Origin of the sequence: Enterobacter sp. J49, from assembly GCF_002148625.1 — a bacterium.
GTDB classification, from domain to species: Bacteria; Pseudomonadota; Gammaproteobacteria; order Enterobacterales; family Enterobacteriaceae; genus Enterobacter; species Enterobacter ludwigii.
Window position 1 is genome coordinate 1017478 of record NZ_MWPY01000037.1, and the last position, 16983, is coordinate 1034460.

A 16983-nucleotide genomic window follows, 5' to 3' on the forward strand; every position below is an offset into this window, starting at 1 on the left:
CGGTAAAAAGCCTCTGTAAAGAGGCTTTTTTTTACTCATTCTTTTGCGATAGGGGTGCTATTAATGTCGACCTTTGTCTCTCCCTGAATCGATGCAATTCGGTTCTCCACGTCTTTCACCTGTTGCGGGTTATGGAGCAGGGTATAGGTCAGATCAAACTGTGTGCTGGCTCCCGGTTGCAATTGCTTAACGCGTTTTTGTTCGCGCTCAATGGTGACCGGGTAGGCGTAGCTGGTACCCGGCTCAATACCGGTGACATAACCTTGCTTCAGGGTGTCGGTATTTTTCCATAAGGTCAGCACCGGCAACTGGCGGGTATCAAACTGAATGGACGCCCCTTTATCACCGGCTTTATTCACCACGGCCGCGAGGGTTTCGTGGTTGTTATCCGCAAGCGGTTTGAGGTTAAACACCATCTCATCAAAGCCTTTCGTTGGCCCAGCATAGGTCTGCCAGTCGTTGACACCGGCTTTCGCGTAGTCATTGAATGGACTGACGCTCGCGACCGGGGCAAGGAAGCGTGCACCTTCTTCGAGGATCGGGGTACCAAAGTTGCTGTGGTAGATGATTTGATAATCATGCGGGTAATCGGCATGGTTTGTCAGAACATCATGCAAACTGAACTGGTTGGTTCCTGGGACGTAACGCAGTTCGGTCATGGTCTGCAAATCTGCTTTTTTGAACGAGCTCTCTTTGATCAAACCGCGAATTCGAATTTCATGGGGGGCGGCGTCAGCCACCTCAACTTCTACCTGCGAGACAGGCGTATTGCCCGCCTTGCCGTGAAGCGTGTAGATTTGGCCGTCAGCCGTGACCGGGTGGCCCGTCCACTCATAGCCACAGCGCACCATCATCTCGTTGAAACCTTCCAGCCAGCCAAGCCCGTTGCGACTTTCCAGATTAATATATGCCGGGTTCACGACCTCTTTTACCGGGGAATCCCAGCCCATTCTGGTGCCGAAGCCTTCCACATGGAGCAGGTTCATGCCGCGAGAGGGGCTTAAGGTAATGGTCAGGCCACTTTTACTGCTGATAACAAGGATTTTGCTGCCTTCCTGTTTGCCACCGTGCAACACTTTTTGTTCAATGCTGAACGCCTGATCTTTTACCTTCAGCTCATCGCTCGTTATTTTCCAGTTTCCTTTCTCCACGCCGCTTTCAGCGCTTGTCAGCACCCAGGTTTTCGCCGCAGCATGGCCCGAAATCAAAGCTGCAAGGAGCGTAATAGCCAGTTTAATTTTCATATCCCTTCCTTTTTGCTGAAACGATTATTTGCTTTCGTCAGCAAATCTAATGTTTTGACCTGAAGGGAAATGTGATGTGCTTCACTGGGGAAGAAAATATGAATATTTAAGGTCTAATATGAGAATAAGATCGCAATTAAGTTAACTTTAATACAATTAATTGCACAGTAAATGTGAACAGTGAAGGGTTTAGCTTTAACGATTCAGCTTAAAGGGAATAAAAAACCCCGCCAGTGCGAGGTTTGTCATGTGTCGTCTTCCAGAGCCTGCAAAGAGAAATAAATCCTGTTATTTCATTAGATTGCTAAGCTATATAGAATGCTAAGCATTCATTATGCTTTCAACACGTCCAGCGCGGCAGTGTAATCCGGCTCGGTGGTGATTTCGTTAACCAGTTCGCTGAACACGACGTTGTCATTTTCATCGATAACCAGTACAGCGCGCGCTGCCAGGTCTTTCAGTGGGCCTTCCGCGATGCTCACGCCGTAGTTTTCCAGGAAATCCGGGCTGCGCAGGGTGGAGAGGGTAATGACGTTGCTCAGGCCTTCAGCACCGCAGAAACGGGACTGGGCGAACGGCAGATCGGCAGAAATACACAGCACAACGGTGTTGTCCATTTCCGTCGCCAGCTGGTTGAATTTGCGCACGGATGCAGCACAGACGCCGGTGTCGATGCTTGGGAAAATGTTCAGGACTTTGCGTTTGCCAGCAAACTGAGACAGTGTGACGTCAGACAGATCTTTAGCCACCAGAGTAAAAGCCTGTGCTTTGCTGCCAGCCTGTGGAATGGAACCTGCAACAGTAACCGGGTTGCCCTGGAAATGAACGAGTTGTGACATAGATATCTTCCTGTTTACATATAGTTAACGTCGGGGCTAGTGTATGCCATCAGCGGATAACACGGCAAACCAATTTTTTCGCCTTTCCGGGCCGCAAGGAGTCAGTGATGAGAAGCGTTAAGGTCTATGAAGAAGCCTGGCCATTGCATACCCCGTTTGTGATCTCCCGCGGCAGTCGAAGTGAAGCCAGTGTGGTCGTGGTGGAGATAGAAGAGGACGGCATTAAGGGCGTCGGCGAATGCACGCCGTACCCGCGCTATGGCGAAAGTCTGGCGTCGGTAATGGCACTTATCATGACGCTCGTTCCCGATCTGGAAAAAGGGCTCACCCGCGAGGCGTTACAGCAGCGTATACCCGCCGGCGCGGCGCGTAATGCGATTGACTGCGCACTCTGGAGCCTGGAGGCTGCCAAACAGCAAACCTCGCTGACGACGCTGCTAGGCGTCACGCTGCCGACATCGGTTGTCACGGCGCAAACGGTAGTGATTGGCGAGCCTGAACACATGGCCGCCAGCGCAAAAGCACTCTTTGATGCGGGGGCGACGCTGTTAAAGGTGAAGCTTGACGATCGTCTGATCAGCGAGCGTATGGTCGCTATCCGCTCGGCAGTCCCGACAGCCACGTTAATTGTGGACGCGAATGAGTCATGGCATCCCGAAGGCCTTGCCGCACGATGTCAGCTGCTGGCCGACCTGGGCGTGGCCATGCTGGAACAGCCTCTGCCGGCACAGGATGATGCGGCGCTGAAGAATTTTATCCACCCGCTGCCCATCTGCGCGGATGAAAGCTGCCATACGCGCGATAGCCTGGTTGAACTGCAGGGCCGTTACGAAATGGTCAATATCAAACTCGACAAGACCGGCGGGCTAACAGAGGCGCTGGCGCTGGCAGAACAGGCGCAGGCTCAGGGGTTTTCAATCATGCTGGGATGTATGCTGTGTACATCCCGGGCGATCAACGCGGCGCTGCCGCTGGTAAATCATGTCAGTTTTGCCGATCTTGATGGCCCGACATGGCTGGCGGTTGACGTTTCACCGGCACTCACGTTTACCAGCGGCGTCCTTCATTTTTGAGGCTGCCAGCGCAGAAGCTCCACCATGGCCTTTAAATATTTTTCGCTGGCTTCGTCTGACGATATCGGCGGGAATTCCGCGGTGATGCAAGGTAATCCCAGGTCGGCACACCAGCTGCCGAATGAGCCAGGGGTTTCATAGCCCACGCTGGAGACAAGCGGCAGGGCGAAAGCATTCGCCAGCCATTCGCCCAGCTCGGTGTGCCGCGGATCTTCGATGCAGGCCAGCGGATCGTGAAAGGTGACAACCCAGGCCGGGTGGATCTTATGGATTAACTGGCACAGCGCCTGTGTTTCCGGCTCCGAGCCCGGCGTGTCGCCGGTCAGTAAGACAACGTCACGCTCTTCGGCGGAGCTGTTCCAGCGATAAACCGTTTCACCGGCGCGCCAGTTTGCTGCAGGGAAATTACGGTTTAAATCGATGCCCCGCGCATTGGCGCGCAACCCAAGCTGACACCCATCCGGGTTGACGGCCAGAATCACGTGATGACGTCGTAAGCTGGGCGTCAACGTGCGCAGCGCGCACGAGAGCGTGACGACAGAAGAGTTCTCGTCGCCGTGCGTGCCGGCAATGATCAAACCGCTGTTGCGATCGGCATCGGGGGCCGGAAACCAAATCAGCGATGCGCCTAAAAATGAACGGCCATACTGCTCTGCACCTGGCGGGAAGGCGCCGCGTTCCGCTCTGGGTCGGGTGATTGCCATAGGAAATCCTGATAAAGAAGTCTCTACTGGCAGTGTTGTGCAAAACTCGCGGTTAATCAAATAGTTTCCGTATGGCGGGAAAATTGCCGGATATCAACTTTCCGGAGGAAGGTATTTGCAATTCTCATTGTCGAAACAAATAATTACGCATCTGCTTATTACCTGAATTCATAAAAGGGGATCTTATGAAGCATCCTGTTTCGCGTCTCTGTGCTGCACTGTTGCTGTGCGGACTCTCTTCACTCTCGTACGCCGCTGATGTGCCACAGGGCACGGTACTGGCGCAAAAACAGGAGCTGGTCAGACACATTAAAGATGAGCCGGCTTCCCTTGATCCGGCAAAAGCCGTGGGATTACCCGAGATACAGGTCATTCGCGACCTTTTTGAAGGACTGGTTAATCAGAATGAGAAAGGTGAACTGACCCCAGGCGTGGCGACGCGCTGGCAGAGTAATGATAACCGTATCTGGACCTTCTCCTTACGTGATAACGCGAAATGGTCTGACGGTTCGCCAGTTACCGCTCAGGATTTTGTCTATAGCTGGCAGCGTCTGGTTGATCCGAAAACCACGTCTCCGTTTGCCTGGTTTGCGGCGCTGGCGGGTATCCATAACGCACAGGCGATAATTGATGGTAAAGCCGCGCCAGATACGCTGGGCGTGACGGCCGTAGATGCAAAAACCTTACGTGTGCAGCTGGATAAACCGCTGCCGTGGTTTAGCAATCTGACGGCAAACTTTGCCTTCTATCCGGTGCAAAAGGCCAATGTGGAGAGCGGCAAAGAGTGGACGCGTCCGGGGGCTCTGGTCGGAAATGGCGCCTACGTTCTGAAAGATCGCGTGGTGAATGAAAAACTGGTTGTGGTGCCGAATACACACTACTGGGATAACGCCAAAACCGTCCTGCAAAAAGTGACGTTCATACCGATTAACCAGGAATCCTCGGCCACTAAACGCTATCTGGCGGATGATATTGATATTACCGAATCGTTCCCGAAAAACATGTATCAGAAGCTGCTCAAGGACATTCCGGGACAGGTGTATACACCGCCTCAGCTGGGCACCTATTACTATGCGTTTAATACGCAAAAAGGACCCACGGCCGATGCCCGTGTACGTCTCGCCCTGAGCATGACCATCGATCGCCGCATCATAGCGGACAAAGTGTTAGGAACCGGTGAGAAGCCCGCCTGGCATTTCACGCCAGACGTGACGGCAGGGTTTACGCCAGAAACCTCGCCATTTGAGCAGATGTCACAGCAGGAACTTAATGCCCAGGCGAAAACGCTGCTTCAGGCCGCAGGCTACGGCCCTCAGCGCCCGCTGAAGTTGAACCTGTTGTACAACACGTCAGAAAACCATCAGAAAATCGCGATTGCGGTGGCCTCGATGTGGAAGAAAAACCTCGGCGTTGACGTCAAACTGCAAAACCAGGAGTGGAAAACCTACATCGATAGCCGTAATACCGGTAATTTCGATGTGATCCGCGCGTCATGGGTCGGGGATTACAATGAGCCATCGACCTTCCTGTCGTTATTGACCTCAACCCACAGCGGCAATATTTCGCGTTTCAATGATCCGGCGTACGATAAAATTATCCATCAGGCGACGCTCGAAAACACGGCGAAAGCCCGTAACGCAGACTACAACATGGCGGAGAAAATCCTCACGGAAAAAGCGCCAATCGCACCTATTTACCAGTACACCAACGGCCGCCTGATCAAACCATGGGTGAAAGGTTACCCCATTAATAACCCGGAAGACGTGGCTTATAGCCGGACGATGTATATTGAGAAACACTGACGAGCCGGGAACCGCCGGTCTTCGTTGTGAACGTTAAATTAAGAGCTGGCGCATTTGCGCCAGTTTTTCTTTATTGAACGAGGGATGTTTGTTCCGTGAGTCAAAGGGGAGGTAAATGATGACGGATGAAAAGAAAGAGAAAGCGTCTTTCCCGGCAGGGTTAGGGATTATGGATAAAATCTGGGAATGGCAATGGATTATCCGCTTCATCTATATTGTCCTTTTCGCCGATCTGGCGCTGCTGGTATACAGCGGGCAAGGAATATTGACCTGGCCTGTTCAGACACTTAACTGGACCGAACATCTGGGTTTTTTCTGCGTGGCGCTCGCCGCCTTAGGTTTGATTGCCACCACCCTGATGCCTTTTATAGCCAATATCGTCAGGCTATTACTCAATGAGTTCATCTACAGCAGAATCTTCCCGGATTTCTTGCGCGCGCAGAGTGATTATCAGAAGAGGTCGGGTGAAGTTCCTTCAGGCGAAATACTTGATTTAGCGTTGAAGGAAAACAACCAGTTCCTGCTGAATTATTATGAAAAACATAATGCAAACTGGCGCACGAAATTTCATGAGCGATTTAAAGTCGGGGATTTACTCTTTGGGATCCTGTTTTTCATGATGCTTGATGACCATCCGCAGTGGTTTAGCGACGCGCAGCATTCGCTGGTCATCGATCTGTTCAGCCACGGCGGTGAAAGCGGAACCGTTCTGTTTTATACCGTACTTATTATCATCTTTAGTACGCTGATGAGTCTCTGGTTCGGTAAATGGGACTGGGGGAACATCTACTATCCGCCACTGTATCGTGAAAAAGAGGAAGCCCGCAGAAAAGCGCGTGAGCGGGAAGCGCAGTGGGAGCAGCAGGATCGCTAAATCGCCGGGCGACACATTATTCCCAGCAGATTGCTCCCGCCAGGCGCTGCTGGCGGGAGCAGGGCAACGTTATTCTAGCAATGCACTGAATTTCGCCAGCCATTGCGGATGCGCAGGCCAGGCGGGGGCAGTGACCAGATTACCGTCTACGTGCGCCTGATCGATACCGATATTGGCATAGTGCCCGCCGCCGAGGCGGACTTCAGGCGCACAGGCGGGATAGGCGCTACAGGTTCGTCCTTTTAATATGCCGGCAGCAGCGAGCAGTTGCGGTCCGTGGCAAACCGCAGCAATCGGTTTGCGCGCGGCGTCGAAGGCCTGCACCAGTTTCAGCACGTCATCATTTAGCCGGAGATATTCAGGGGCTCGTCCGCCCGGGATTAGCAGCGCGTCATAATCCTGCTCTTTTACGGCGGAAAAATCGGCATTGAGGATAAAACGGTGGCCCGGCTTTTCACTGTAGGTCTGGGCGCCGTCGAAATCATGGATCGCCGTCATGATGTAGTCGCCACGGGATTTGTCCGGGCAGACGGCGTCCACCTGATGGCCAATCATCTGTAAAGCCTGAAAGGGCACCATTGTTTCATAATCTTCGGCGTAATCGCCGACCAACATCAGGATTTTCTTGCTCATCATTTCTCACCTTTAGGTTTAACGATGTTTAAGATATAGCCTGGCACAGCTGAATTGCCGGAAATAAAAAAAGCCCGTCAGAGAACGGGCGAAATAAGCAAATGATTTAATGATTCGTTATCAACTTGTTGGAGGATAACGTCGCGTATTTTACGCACCTCTTACCGGTGCTGATACCTGACAAATTCGGTAGGTGAAACAAGGAATTAAACATGCGTCATAGCGCATCGAAGGTGGGGTAGATACTGTTCTCAAGGTATTCCACCAGAAACCAGATCTCACCGCTGAAAATAAACCAGAAGCCGAATATAATAACGAATAAAATAATTATGGTGAGTATTATTTCTGTTTTTCCCATTGCACATCTACCCACCTGTGGTCCATTTATTCGAGAGGGGCATTGTAACGGGGCTTACGAAGATACACCAGTTTCATGCCGCCAGGACTTTATTGCGCCCATCACTTTTGGCGCGATAAAGCGCATCGTCCACACGTTTAAACAGCTCATCCATACTCTCGCCCGGATTATGTCGCGCCACGCCAATGCTGACGGTGAAGCGAGGTAAACCCGGGATCGTGATGCGGGCGACCGCATCGCGCACAGTTTCGGCGATTTGCAGGGCGGTGTCGAGCGGGGTGCGCGGCAGCAGGATGACGAACTCCTCACCGCCCCAGCGGAAGACCAGGTCCTCTTTGCGGCTACAGGCTTCCAGCGTGCGCGAGAGCGAGATCAGTACCTCATCACCTTTCAGGTGGCCGAAGAGGTCGTTGATATTTTTGAAGTGATCGGTATCCACCAGCAGCAGGCTAAATTGCTGCTGCGCGGGAAGATGATGGGTATTGGCCTGGTCGGTGATGATATAGAACTGACGCCGGTTGAGCAGGCCCGTCATGGAATCACGCAGTGCCGCGTGTTCCAGCTCCTGCTCCAGCCTTTTTTGCTCGGTGATATCGTGGATAATGCACAACATCAATTTGTCGCCGTAAATTTCAATCGGCCCGGCATAGGTCTGAACATGGCGGGTGGAGCCATCGGCCAGACGGTGGATAAAGTTGAGGGGCTTATGGCCGCCTGGCAACGCGGCAATCTCCGTCATCACGGGGATCACATCCCGCCCCAGGGTATTGATTTCCCAGGTATGTTTTCTGCACATTTCATCATGCGCATAACCGTAAAAAGTCAGCGCCGCCAGATTGGCATCCACAATCTGGCCATCCCGGGACGGATCGATAAGCAGCATTGGCGCGCTGTTGGTCAGGAAAAAGCGCGCGTAAAATCCCTGTTTTTTGCGCTGGTAGGTCGCGGAGCGGCTGGCCTTAAGCCCGGAGAGAACCTGCTGCGTCAGCCCTTCAAAAACAATAACATTCCCCTGGGGCACGAAATGGGCAAGTGAAAGACGGCAGCTCAACGCGGCTTCATGTCCATCGCGGGAGATGGTCCAGATTTCGACGATCTCCTGCTCATTCTTCAGTTCAGGCACATACATCGACAGCACGTGATGCGCATTGGCGGAATAGGTACCTTTGCGTAGGTCATCCAGGGTTTTATCGCCCATGATCTGAGCGGCGGCCGCATTTGCAAAAATGATCTGTTCTGAAGCAGGAGAAATGAGCCACACGGGGGTTTTAATTAAATTCAGCGCATCAAAACAATTTTGCGACATAGCGTATTCCTGTACATCGGCACAATGTGCCTGAGGATCATGACAGAATTAACGGGAGTGGACTCCTTTGAAACATACTCTACTTAACCCGGTCAGGCATGATTTTTTTGTGAAATATATGCGGGTTCCGCGTGAATTTTACCAATGGGTATAATTTGTTTGTCTGAGTTTTTTTGCAGCAGCAGCCAGGGAACCTGTTCGGCAGGTAAAGGACGGGAGAAAAGGAACCCCTGCAGGTAATCACAGCCGAGGTCCGTCAGCACCACCTGTTGTTCTTGCGTCTCGATCCCTTCTGCAACCACATTCATTTCCATGGTCCTGGCGATATTAATAATGGTTTCCACCAGCTTGCGGCTTTTTTCATTTACCAGCATCGAGTGCACAAAGCTCTTGTCGATTTTTAGCTCTTTAGCGGGCAGAACGCTCAACATCAACAGGTTGGAATAGCCGGTGCCAAAATCATCAATCGAGACGGTAATCCCGGCTTGATTGAACGCATTGAGTAATTCAATACTGCGGTCGAGATTTTTCAGTGCGGTACTTTCCGTCACCTCAAGGATAAGCCGGGAGGGCGACAGATTATATTTATGCAACATCGACGAAATGATGTGGAAGATATCCGGCTGTTCGAACTGGACGGGGGAGAGGTTAAAGGACAATGTCCACTGGCTGAAACCTTGTTCTGTCCAGAAATGAAGCTGACGGCATGCCGCTTCAATCGCCCAGTTCCCCACCGGGATGATCAGCCCCGTTTGTTCCAGCGACGGTAAAAACAGATTAGGTAGCAACACCCCTTGCTCAGGGTGCCGCCAGCGCAGAAGGGCTTCAAAACCGTGAATAGTGGTGTCTTTTGCATGCCAGGTCGGCTGATACCACAGTTCAAACTGATCGCGTTCCAGCGCCTGAGTTAACTCCTGCAGGAAGCCGGGGTTGGCCGGAATGGCCGTTGACATCTCGTTCCGGTAGACGGCCCAGCCGTTTCGTCCATCCTCTTTGACGCGATTCAGGGCCGCATCGGCTTTTAGCTTCAGCTCATGCAGCGTCTCGCCATCCTGCGGGTAGAGGCTGACACCCGCGCTGATTGTTGTGCTCAGCGTGTGCCCACAAAGTGAAAACGGGCGGCGCATATCCTCCAGCAATGTCGTGAGCAGCGCGTTGAGTTTATCGTCGTCACACTCGGGAACCAGCAGGATAAAGGCGTCGCCGCCAAGCCTGGCGAGGGTCATCTCGCGGGTAAGGCGGGCGGTAATGCGCTGCGCGAGAGAGATTAACAACTCATCCCCGGTGTTGTGGCCCCAGGTATCGTTGATGCGTTTGAAATGATCGACGTTGAGGAAAATCACGGCGAATGGCTTCTTGCTGAGCAATGCGCTGCGCAGGCAATCCTGCATCCGAATGTCCATCTGGTGGCGATTAGCGAGACCGGTGAGCGCATCAAACCGCGCCTGCAGTTCAAGCTGACGATTAAGCTGGCGTAGGTTGTCGGTCAGTCGGTTCGTCCGCCGGTGCGAGTCGATGAGCGAAATCATTAACATACCGCCGAGCAGGCACAGTGTGGTGACAGAAACCCAGACCGATAACCCCAGCTCGCTGATACCACCGGGCAGAGAATGCGTCATTTCCTGAAAATGGGCGGCATGCATGCCGGTGTAGTGCATCGCGCAGATGGCGACACCCAGCACGCAGGCCGCGAGAATACGATTGATAAACACCCCTTTGCGCATATCCCGCAGGCGGAATGCCAGCCACAGCGCCGCGCCGGAGGCCATAACGGCAATCAACACGGACACGGCAACAATGCGTCGATCCCAGAGAATATGGCTGTCCAGCATCAGTGCGGCCATACCGATAAAGTGCATACAGACCACGCCAGCACTCAGGAGCACCGTGGCAACGATCAATCGAAAAGGGGAAAGGGTTTTACCCGTTACGGCAATATTGATGGCGACCGTGGATGCTACCACCGCCACTCCCAGTGAGGCGAGGGTTAACCAGAGGTTATAGCTCATTATCATCGGCATTTGCATCGACAGCATGCCGATGAAGTGCATTGACCAGATCCCGATCCCAAGCGTGACGCCTCCGGCGATACGCCAGAACATCGCCGTTTTACGGCTGGAAAGCGGGATTTTTCCGGCGCTGTCCAGGGCCACAAATGAGGCGATAAAGGCCACCAGATACGAGAGGGCTATTAACACAGGGTCCCACGATATATTGAGCATTATGCAATCCCACGCCAAAGAGGGTTACCGATTTCGCCTGCCGGGCACGTCTGTAACTGGCAACGTACGTGCGCATTCAAATAATATGAGTTAGGTATCGTGCAAAACGACCGGTCATATTAAAATGTTAAGGCTGGCGGTGAATATAAAATATATTCTTTCCGGCACTTATTAAGCATTGCTAAACAAAGGCGAATAATTGCAGCAAAGCCCCTTAAATATGAGCGCGGCCATATTGTCTCATCGCAGGCGATGGTATCGCTTAAAGTGGCAGGAAACCAGTATCACAGGATGCTGCATATAACATTTTCACTAATACCCTGTTTTTATCTGACTTAAGTTAAATCTCAGGTGGCTAACGGCGAAAGGTGAAACCAGCGTTGTTCATCAGGACAAACAACAACACGAATGCTATAAATCTTAATGCCGACCTAAATATAAAATCGTGGATATAATTATGCTAAGAAATATTAGTGTCAGAACCTTCATTGCCGGGTTCCTTTTATGTCTTTTCCTGGTTGATGCAGGTGTCGTTGTTCTATTTTCCAGCAAATCCTCTCTCTTTATTTCACTTAATATCATCAATTTCGTTGCGCTATTTTTGCTCTGGGGCTACATGACTAAGTATCTTGTGACGCCGATCAATACTGTGAAAAAAAGTATTGAAGAAGTGACTGCAGGCAATCTTGGCGTGATTATCCCTGAATTTGGCAATAACTGTGCAGGGCGTTTAATCCCCGGGATTAACAGCCTCTCCAGCAACATCGCGACCCTGGTACGCGAGATCAGGGCCTCGTCGCAAACCGCCATGACCTTGTCCGATCAACTCTCCGCGCGTAGCGCGCAGCTTTCGGTGAAAACAGAGCAGCAGTCTGCATCGCTGGTGCAAACGGCTGCCAGCATGGAGCAGATGGCAGCAAGTACCCGAAATAATGCCGATAACACCCGACTGGCCAGCGAGCAGGCAAACAGGGCAACACTGCAGGCGCGCAAAGGTGGCGAGTTGATGGGGCAGGTGGCCACCAATATGCAATCCATTACCGAATGTGCACAGCAAATGACGGAGATTATCTCAATGATCGACGGCATTGCCTTCCAGACGAATATCCTGGCGCTAAACGCGGCCGTTGAGGCGGCCAGAGCCGGTGACCACGGAAAAGGGTTTTCGGTGGTGGCAGAAGAGGTGCGAAACCTGGCCCACCGCAGTGCGGATGCCGCCAAAAACATCAAAACGCTGATTGAAGTGACCAGCAATAACGTCACTCAGGGCGTGACCGTTGTGTCCGAGGCTGAAAAGAATATGCAAGAAATTGTGACCGGCTCCGGCAATGTCAGCCAGTTGATGGATGACATTTTCACCTCGACGTCAGAGCAGGAGAAAGGCATTTCCCAGATTACGCTGGCCTTGTCTGAGCTGGAACGGGTCACGCAAAGTAACGTTACGATGGCAGAAGAACTCAACGGATCCTCTGATGTACTGCGTAATCAGGTAAGTGAACTGCAGGCGCGGACGCGTAACTTCCGGCTCGAAAAGGGGTATCAGGCTGAATCCACGCCTTCTCATGCTGGCCCGCTGTCATTCCACTCGCGTCCCGGTCACTCCCTCTGATGCACGAAAAGAGCCTGGTCAACCGGGCTCTTTTATCTCGACTTCTCGCCGCTGAATGACCCTCCCGTGCGGTCTGAAAAGGCGCCTGGCGGAATACGGTTATTTCCTGAGCGAATTCAGCGCGATGCGAAACATAGTTGTTGCTTAACCCCTGATGAAAGCTAGACTGACAACGAAAGAGCTGAAAAGGGGGAGGCGCGGTGGAGAGTATAAAAGGATCAGAACTAAACGTTCCTGATGCAGTTTTTGCCTGGGTGCTGGATGGTCGTGGCGGTGCCCGACCGCTGGAAGACAACGATGTCATTGATAATGAGCATCCCTGCTGGCTACACCTTAACTATACCCATCCGGACAGTGCCGACTGGCTGGCCACGACGCCGCTCCTGCCGAACAACGTGCGTGATGCGCTGGCGGGTGAAAGCCTGCGGCCACGCGTGAGCAGAATGGGGGACGGCACGCTCATCACTTTGCGTTGCATTAACGGCAGCACCGATGAGCGTCCTGACCAGCTGGTCGCGATGCGTGTTTATATGGACGATGGTCTGATTGTCTCCACCCGTCAGCGTAAAGTTCTGGCGCTGGATGATATCGTGAACGATCTGAAAGAGGGCACCGGGCCGACCGATTGTGGAAGCTGGCTGGTGGATGTCTGCGACGCACTGACTGACCATGCGAGTGAGTTTATCGAAGAGCTGCACGATAAAATCATCGACCTCGAAGATAACCTGCTCGATCAGCAGATCCCGCCGCGCGGTTTTCTGGCGCTCCTGCGTAAGCAGTTAATTGTTATGCGCCGCTATATGACGCCACAGCGGGACGTATACGCGCGTCTGTCCAGCGAAAGGCTCAACTGGATGAATGACGATCAGCGACGCCGAATGCAGGATATTGCCGACAGGCTGGGGCGCGGACTTGATGAAATCGATTCCTGTATTGCCCGCACGGGCGTCATGGCGGATGAGATCGCGCAGGTGATGCAGGAGTCGCTGGCAAGAAGAACATATACAATGTCGCTGATGGCAATGGTCTTTCTGCCGAGCACATTCCTGACGGGATTGTTTGGCGTGAACCTGGGCGGAATTCCCGGCGGCGCGGCCCATTATGGCTTTACCGCATTTTGCGTCATGTTAGTTGTTTTGATCGGTGGTGTTGCATGGTGGTTGCATCGTAGTAAATGGCTGTAAATTTACGCTTTTTTCAGCTTTTACGGAGATCAAAACGCTCTTTTAATTGAGCGAAGTCAATAAACAATGACCCCGTAAGGTGCAATATTACTCCCGCAGGTGAATGCAACGTCAAGCGATGGGCGTTGCGCTCCATATTGTCTTACTTCCTTTTTTGAATTACTGCATAGCACAATTGATTCGTACGACGCCGACTTAACTAGTCGGCTTTTTTTTGCCTCCTGTTCCCCAGCGTCTACCCTAAAAGGGACGTCAGTAAAACCTGGAGGGAATGATGAGCATCTTACTCGCTCTGCAACTGCAGTATTCACGTCAGTCCGATCCGACACCGATGCCCGATCCTGTTCCGCGTCCGCAACCCATGCCTGACCCGCCGCCCGATGAAGAACCGATTAAATTGTCGCATCGAACCCCGAGATCTGCGAGGATACGCGCCATCTGACCGCAAAGATGACCACGAGAGACTATTGTGACCGCTTTTTCAACCCTGAATGTACTGCCCGCCGCCCAACTCGATAACCTCAACGAGTTGGGATACCTCACCATGACGCCTGTTCAGGCGGCCGCATTGCCCGCCATTCTTGAGGGGCGTGATGTACGCGTTCAGGCTAAAACAGGGAGCGGAAAAACGGCGGCTTTCGGTCTGGGTCTGCTACAGCATATTGATGCTGCGCTGTTTCAGACGCAGTCTCTGGTGCTGTGCCCAACCCGCGAACTGGCGGACCAGGTCGCGGGCGAGCTGCGTCGTCTGGCGCGATTCCTGCCTAATACCAAGATTTTAACCCTCTGTGGCGGACAACCGTTTGGCGCACAGCGTGATTCGCTTCAGCATCCACCACACATCATTGTGGCGACGCCTGGCCGACTGCTCGATCACCTGCAAAAAGGTACGGTCTCGCTGGATGCATTACACACGCTGGTCATGGATGAGGCAGACCGGATGCTGGATATGGGCTTCAGCGATGCTATCGATGAAGTGATCCGTTTCGCGCCTGCAGACCGTCAGACGCTGTTATTTTCGGCGACCTGGCCTGAAGCGATCGCCGCAATCAGTGGCCGCGTGCAGAAAAATCCGCTCACCATCGAAATTGACAGTGTTGATGCGCTGCCTGCTATCGAGCAGCAGTTTTATGAAACGTCCCAGCACGGAAAAATCGCGCTCCTGCAGAAGGTGCTCAGTCAGCATCAGCCCGCTTCCTGCGTGGTGTTCTGTAACACCAAAAAAGATTGTCAGGCGGTCTGTGACGCCCTGAACGCCGCAGGGCAGAGCGCGTTATCGTTGCATGGCGATCTGGAACAGCGCGATCGCGATCAGACGCTGGTCCGTTTCGCCAACGGCAGCGCCCGCGTGCTGGTTGCCACCGACGTGGCGGCGCGCGGTCTGGATATTAAATCGCTTGAGCTGGTCGTGAACTACGAGCTGGCATGGGATCCTGAAGTACACGTTCACCGTATCGGCCGTACTGCGCGTGCCGGAAACAGCGGTCTGGCCATCAGCTTCTGCGCACCGGAAGAGGCGCAGCGCGCCAATATTCTGTCTGAAATGCTGCAGATTAAGCTTAACTGGGTGAATGCACCGGGCAACGTCAGTCTCGTTCCGCTGGAAGCAGAAATGGCAACGCTGTGTATTGATGGCGGTAAAAAAGCCAAGATGCGTCCGGGTGATGTGCTTGGTGCGCTGACCGGGGACGTGGGGCTGGATGGGGCTGATATCGGCAAGATTGCGGTACATCCTGCACATGTTTATGTTGCTGTTCGCCAGTCGGTTGCCCATAAGGCCTGGAAACAGCTGCAGAACGGGAAAATCAAGGGTAAAACCTGTCGCGTTCGTCTGCTGAAATAAGGTTTAAACGCGTCTCAGACGGTGGTCTGAGACGCGTTTGCGTTATTTCACTATTTCACTTCTACGACATTCAGGCGCAGTTCTTCAAGCTGATTGTCATCTTCTTCTGGCTGCCAGCCAGCAGGTTTCACGGGGAGCTCTTCCCGGTCAAACGCCAGATCGCCGCCATTCACCACTTCCGACTCATGGTTGATGCCTTTGAAATCGAAAAGCTCAACGTCCGCGAGGTGAGAAGGCACCACGTTCTGCATCGCGCTGAACATGGTTTCGATACGACCCGGATAGCGTTTATCCCAGTCACGCAGCATGTCACCAATCACCTGACGCTGCAGGTTCGGCTGAGAGCCGCACAGGTTACATGGAATGATCGGGAACCCTTTGGCCTGAGAGAACCGTTCGATATCTTTCTCGCGGCAGTAGGCAAGCGGGCGGATCACAATGTGTTTGCCGTCATCGCTCATCAGTTTTGGCGGCATGCCTTTCATCTTGCCGCCGTAGAACATGTTCAGGAACAGCGTCTGCAGAATATCGTCGCGGTGATGGCCGAGTGCGATTTTGGTTGCACCCAGTTCTGTCGCGGTACGGTACAGGATGCCGCGGCGAAGACGAGAGCAGAGTGAGCAGGTGGTTTTGCCTTCCGGGATCTTCTCTTTCACAATCCCGTAGGTATTTTCTTCTACGATTTTGTACTCAACGCCCAGTTTTTCCAGGTATTCCGGCAGAATGTGTTCCGGGAAACCAGGCTGCTTTTGATCGAGGTTAACCGCCACCAGGGAAAACTTCACCGGCGCGCTTTGCTGAAGATTACGCAGGATCTCCAGCATGGTGTAACTGTCTTTACCCCCTGACAGGCAGACCATAATGCGGTCGCCTTCTTCAATCATATTGAAGTCTGCAATGGCTTCACCAACGTTACGGCGCAGACGCTTTTGCAGTTTGTTCAGGTTGTATTGCTCTTTCTTATTAATATCTTGATTTTGTTGCATTTAATCTGTACTCAAATTTCAAATGGGGCACCAGTGGGGCAAACGGTTTAGAGGGGCAGCTTCTTTCCGCATTGCCCTCTCTTTGCTGTTCATCTCTTCACTCTATGAAGCTTAGATTTCAAACACCCTCTGCGCATTTTAGTGCCCCATCTGACTGGCAATAAAAGACGGGTCAGCGCCTGCGGTTAACCACCAGCATGCGAAAGTGTGCCGTGTATGGTACGGATTGTTGCGCCGAATGCCAGCACGTTTTACAGGATTTTGAATTGTGGACGGCAGCAACCTTGCTTTGTGATATCGCATATA

Annotated in this window: 14 protein-coding genes and 1 pseudogene; 6 read left to right on the forward strand and 9 right to left on the reverse strand. The window is 52.7% G+C overall.

Annotated features, from left to right (window positions below):
- Positions 1-35: 35 nt before the first annotated feature.
- Together BJP35_RS23220 and tpx are read right to left on the reverse strand one after the other, a co-directional pair.
- On the reverse strand, positions 36-1244 hold the full coding sequence (locus BJP35_RS23220) for an aldose 1-epimerase family protein (protein WP_047744731.1): 1209 nt from the start codon (positions 1242-1244) through the stop codon (positions 36-38).
- 332 nt (positions 1245-1576) lie between these two features.
- Complete coding sequence (gene tpx, locus BJP35_RS23225) at positions 1577-2083, reverse strand: thiol peroxidase (protein WP_086463581.1); 507 nt, start codon at positions 2081-2083, stop codon at positions 1577-1579.
- 107 nt (positions 2084-2190) lie between these two features.
- On the opposite strand from tpx, the gene ycjG reads away from it, so the two are divergent.
- Positions 2191-3156 (forward strand): L-Ala-D/L-Glu epimerase, encoded by a 966-nt coding sequence (ycjG, locus tag BJP35_RS23230; protein ID WP_032678269.1) that lies wholly within the window; start codon positions 2191-2193, stop codon positions 3154-3156.
- On the opposite strand, the gene mpaA is transcribed toward ycjG, so the two are convergent.
- Positions 3147-3860, reverse strand: a complete 714-nt coding sequence (gene mpaA, locus BJP35_RS23235) for a murein tripeptide amidase MpaA (RefSeq protein WP_020882474.1) — start codon at positions 3858-3860, stop codon at positions 3147-3149. The two genes, ycjG and mpaA, sit on opposite strands and share 10 nt — an antisense overlap.
- Before the next feature lie 185 nt (positions 3861-4045).
- Here mpaA and BJP35_RS23240 point away from each other — a divergent pair, with 185 nt between their 5' ends.
- Both BJP35_RS23240 and BJP35_RS23245 read left to right on the forward strand, forming a co-directional pair.
- The gene (locus tag BJP35_RS23240; protein WP_047744730.1) at positions 4046-5662 is read left to right on the forward strand and encodes an ABC transporter substrate-binding protein; all 1617 of its coding nucleotides are present in this window, start codon (positions 4046-4048) and stop codon (positions 5660-5662) included.
- A gap of 115 nt (positions 5663-5777) precedes the next feature.
- Positions 5778-6536 carry a hypothetical protein gene (locus BJP35_RS23245; protein WP_086463582.1) on the forward strand — a complete coding sequence of 253 codons (759 nt, stop codon included), beginning with the start codon at positions 5778-5780 and terminating at the stop codon, positions 6534-6536.
- Between the two features lie 69 nt (positions 6537-6605).
- On the opposite strand, the gene BJP35_RS23250 is transcribed toward BJP35_RS23245, so the two are convergent.
- From BJP35_RS23250 to BJP35_RS23260, 4 genes are all read right to left on the reverse strand, one after another.
- Positions 6606-7169 (reverse strand): DJ-1/PfpI family protein, encoded by a 564-nt coding sequence (locus BJP35_RS23250; protein WP_025204027.1) that lies wholly within the window; start codon positions 7167-7169, stop codon positions 6606-6608.
- 217 nt (positions 7170-7386) lie between these two features.
- The gene (locus BJP35_RS24500; RefSeq protein ID WP_020882478.1) at positions 7387-7527 is read right to left on the reverse strand and encodes an Ecr family regulatory small membrane protein; all 141 of its coding nucleotides are present in this window, start codon (positions 7525-7527) and stop codon (positions 7387-7389) included.
- Between the two features lie 73 nt (positions 7528-7600).
- Positions 7601-8833: a sensor domain-containing diguanylate cyclase gene (locus BJP35_RS23255; RefSeq protein WP_047744728.1), complete on the reverse strand. Its 1233-nt coding sequence runs from the start codon at positions 8831-8833 to the stop codon at positions 7601-7603.
- A gap of 92 nt (positions 8834-8925) precedes the next feature.
- Positions 8926-11055, reverse strand: coding sequence for a bifunctional diguanylate cyclase/phosphodiesterase (locus BJP35_RS23260; protein WP_047744727.1), 2130 nt, complete (start codon positions 11053-11055; stop codon positions 8926-8928).
- A 457-nt stretch (positions 11056-11512) separates the two neighbouring features.
- On the opposite strand from BJP35_RS23260, the gene BJP35_RS23265 reads away from it, so the two are divergent.
- The 3 genes from BJP35_RS23265 to dbpA all read left to right on the forward strand — a co-directional run bounded on the left by BJP35_RS23265 (position 11513) and on the right by dbpA (position 15691).
- Complete coding sequence (locus BJP35_RS23265; protein ID WP_062777995.1) at positions 11513-12664, forward strand: methyl-accepting chemotaxis protein; 1152 nt, start codon at positions 11513-11515, stop codon at positions 12662-12664.
- Between the two features lie 200 nt (positions 12665-12864).
- A complete protein-coding gene (gene zntB / locus BJP35_RS23270; protein WP_014170313.1) occupies positions 12865-13848 on the forward strand; it encodes a zinc transporter ZntB in 984 nt (327 codons plus the stop codon).
- Positions 13849-14317: 469 nt separating this feature from the next.
- Positions 14318-15691, forward strand: a complete 1374-nt coding sequence (dbpA, locus tag BJP35_RS23275) for an ATP-dependent RNA helicase DbpA (RefSeq protein ID WP_014170312.1) — start codon at positions 14318-14320, stop codon at positions 15689-15691.
- A gap of 50 nt (positions 15692-15741) precedes the next feature.
- Here dbpA and ttcA read toward each other — a convergent pair whose 3' ends face one another.
- Positions 15742-16677, reverse strand: a complete 936-nt coding sequence (ttcA, locus tag BJP35_RS23280) for a tRNA 2-thiocytidine(32) synthetase TtcA (protein ID WP_047744725.1) — start codon at positions 16675-16677, stop codon at positions 15742-15744.
- Positions 16678-16818: 141 nt separating this feature from the next.
- A pseudogene (locus BJP35_RS24400) lies at positions 16819-16935 on the reverse strand (site-specific integrase); the annotation flags it as partial.
- Positions 16936-16983: the final 48 nt, after the last annotated feature.

Coding starts and splice junctions, on each gene's coding strand:
- BJP35_RS23265 (WP_062777995.1), top strand. CDS start 11,513: ATGCTAAGAAATATTAGTGTCAGAACCTTCATTGCCGGGTTCCTTTTA.
- ycjG (WP_032678269.1), top strand. CDS start 2,191: ATGAGAAGCGTTAAGGTCTATGAAGAAGCCTGGCCATTGCATACCCCG.
- BJP35_RS23255 (WP_047744728.1), bottom strand. CDS start 8,833: ATGTCGCAAAATTGTTTTGATGCGCTGAATTTAATTAAAACCCCCGTG.
- BJP35_RS23260 (WP_047744727.1), bottom strand. CDS start 11,055: ATGCTCAATATATCGTGGGACCCTGTGTTAATAGCCCTCTCGTATCTG.
- BJP35_RS23220 (WP_047744731.1), bottom strand. CDS start 1,244: ATGAAAATTAAACTGGCTATTACGCTCCTTGCAGCTTTGATTTCGGGC.
- mpaA (WP_020882474.1), bottom strand. CDS start 3,860: ATGGCAATCACCCGACCCAGAGCGGAACGCGGCGCCTTCCCGCCAGGT.
- ttcA (WP_047744725.1), bottom strand. CDS start 16,677: ATGCAACAAAATCAAGATATTAATAAGAAAGAGCAATACAACCTGAAC.
- BJP35_RS23240 (WP_047744730.1), top strand. CDS start 4,046: ATGAAGCATCCTGTTTCGCGTCTCTGTGCTGCACTGTTGCTGTGCGGA.
- BJP35_RS23245 (WP_086463582.1), top strand. CDS start 5,778: ATGATGACGGATGAAAAGAAAGAGAAAGCGTCTTTCCCGGCAGGGTTA.
- tpx (WP_086463581.1), bottom strand. CDS start 2,083: ATGTCACAACTCGTTCATTTCCAGGGCAACCCGGTTACTGTTGCAGGT.
- BJP35_RS24500 (WP_020882478.1), bottom strand. CDS start 7,527: ATGGGAAAAACAGAAATAATACTCACCATAATTATTTTATTCGTTATT.
- BJP35_RS23250 (WP_025204027.1), bottom strand. CDS start 7,169: ATGAGCAAGAAAATCCTGATGTTGGTCGGCGATTACGCCGAAGATTAT.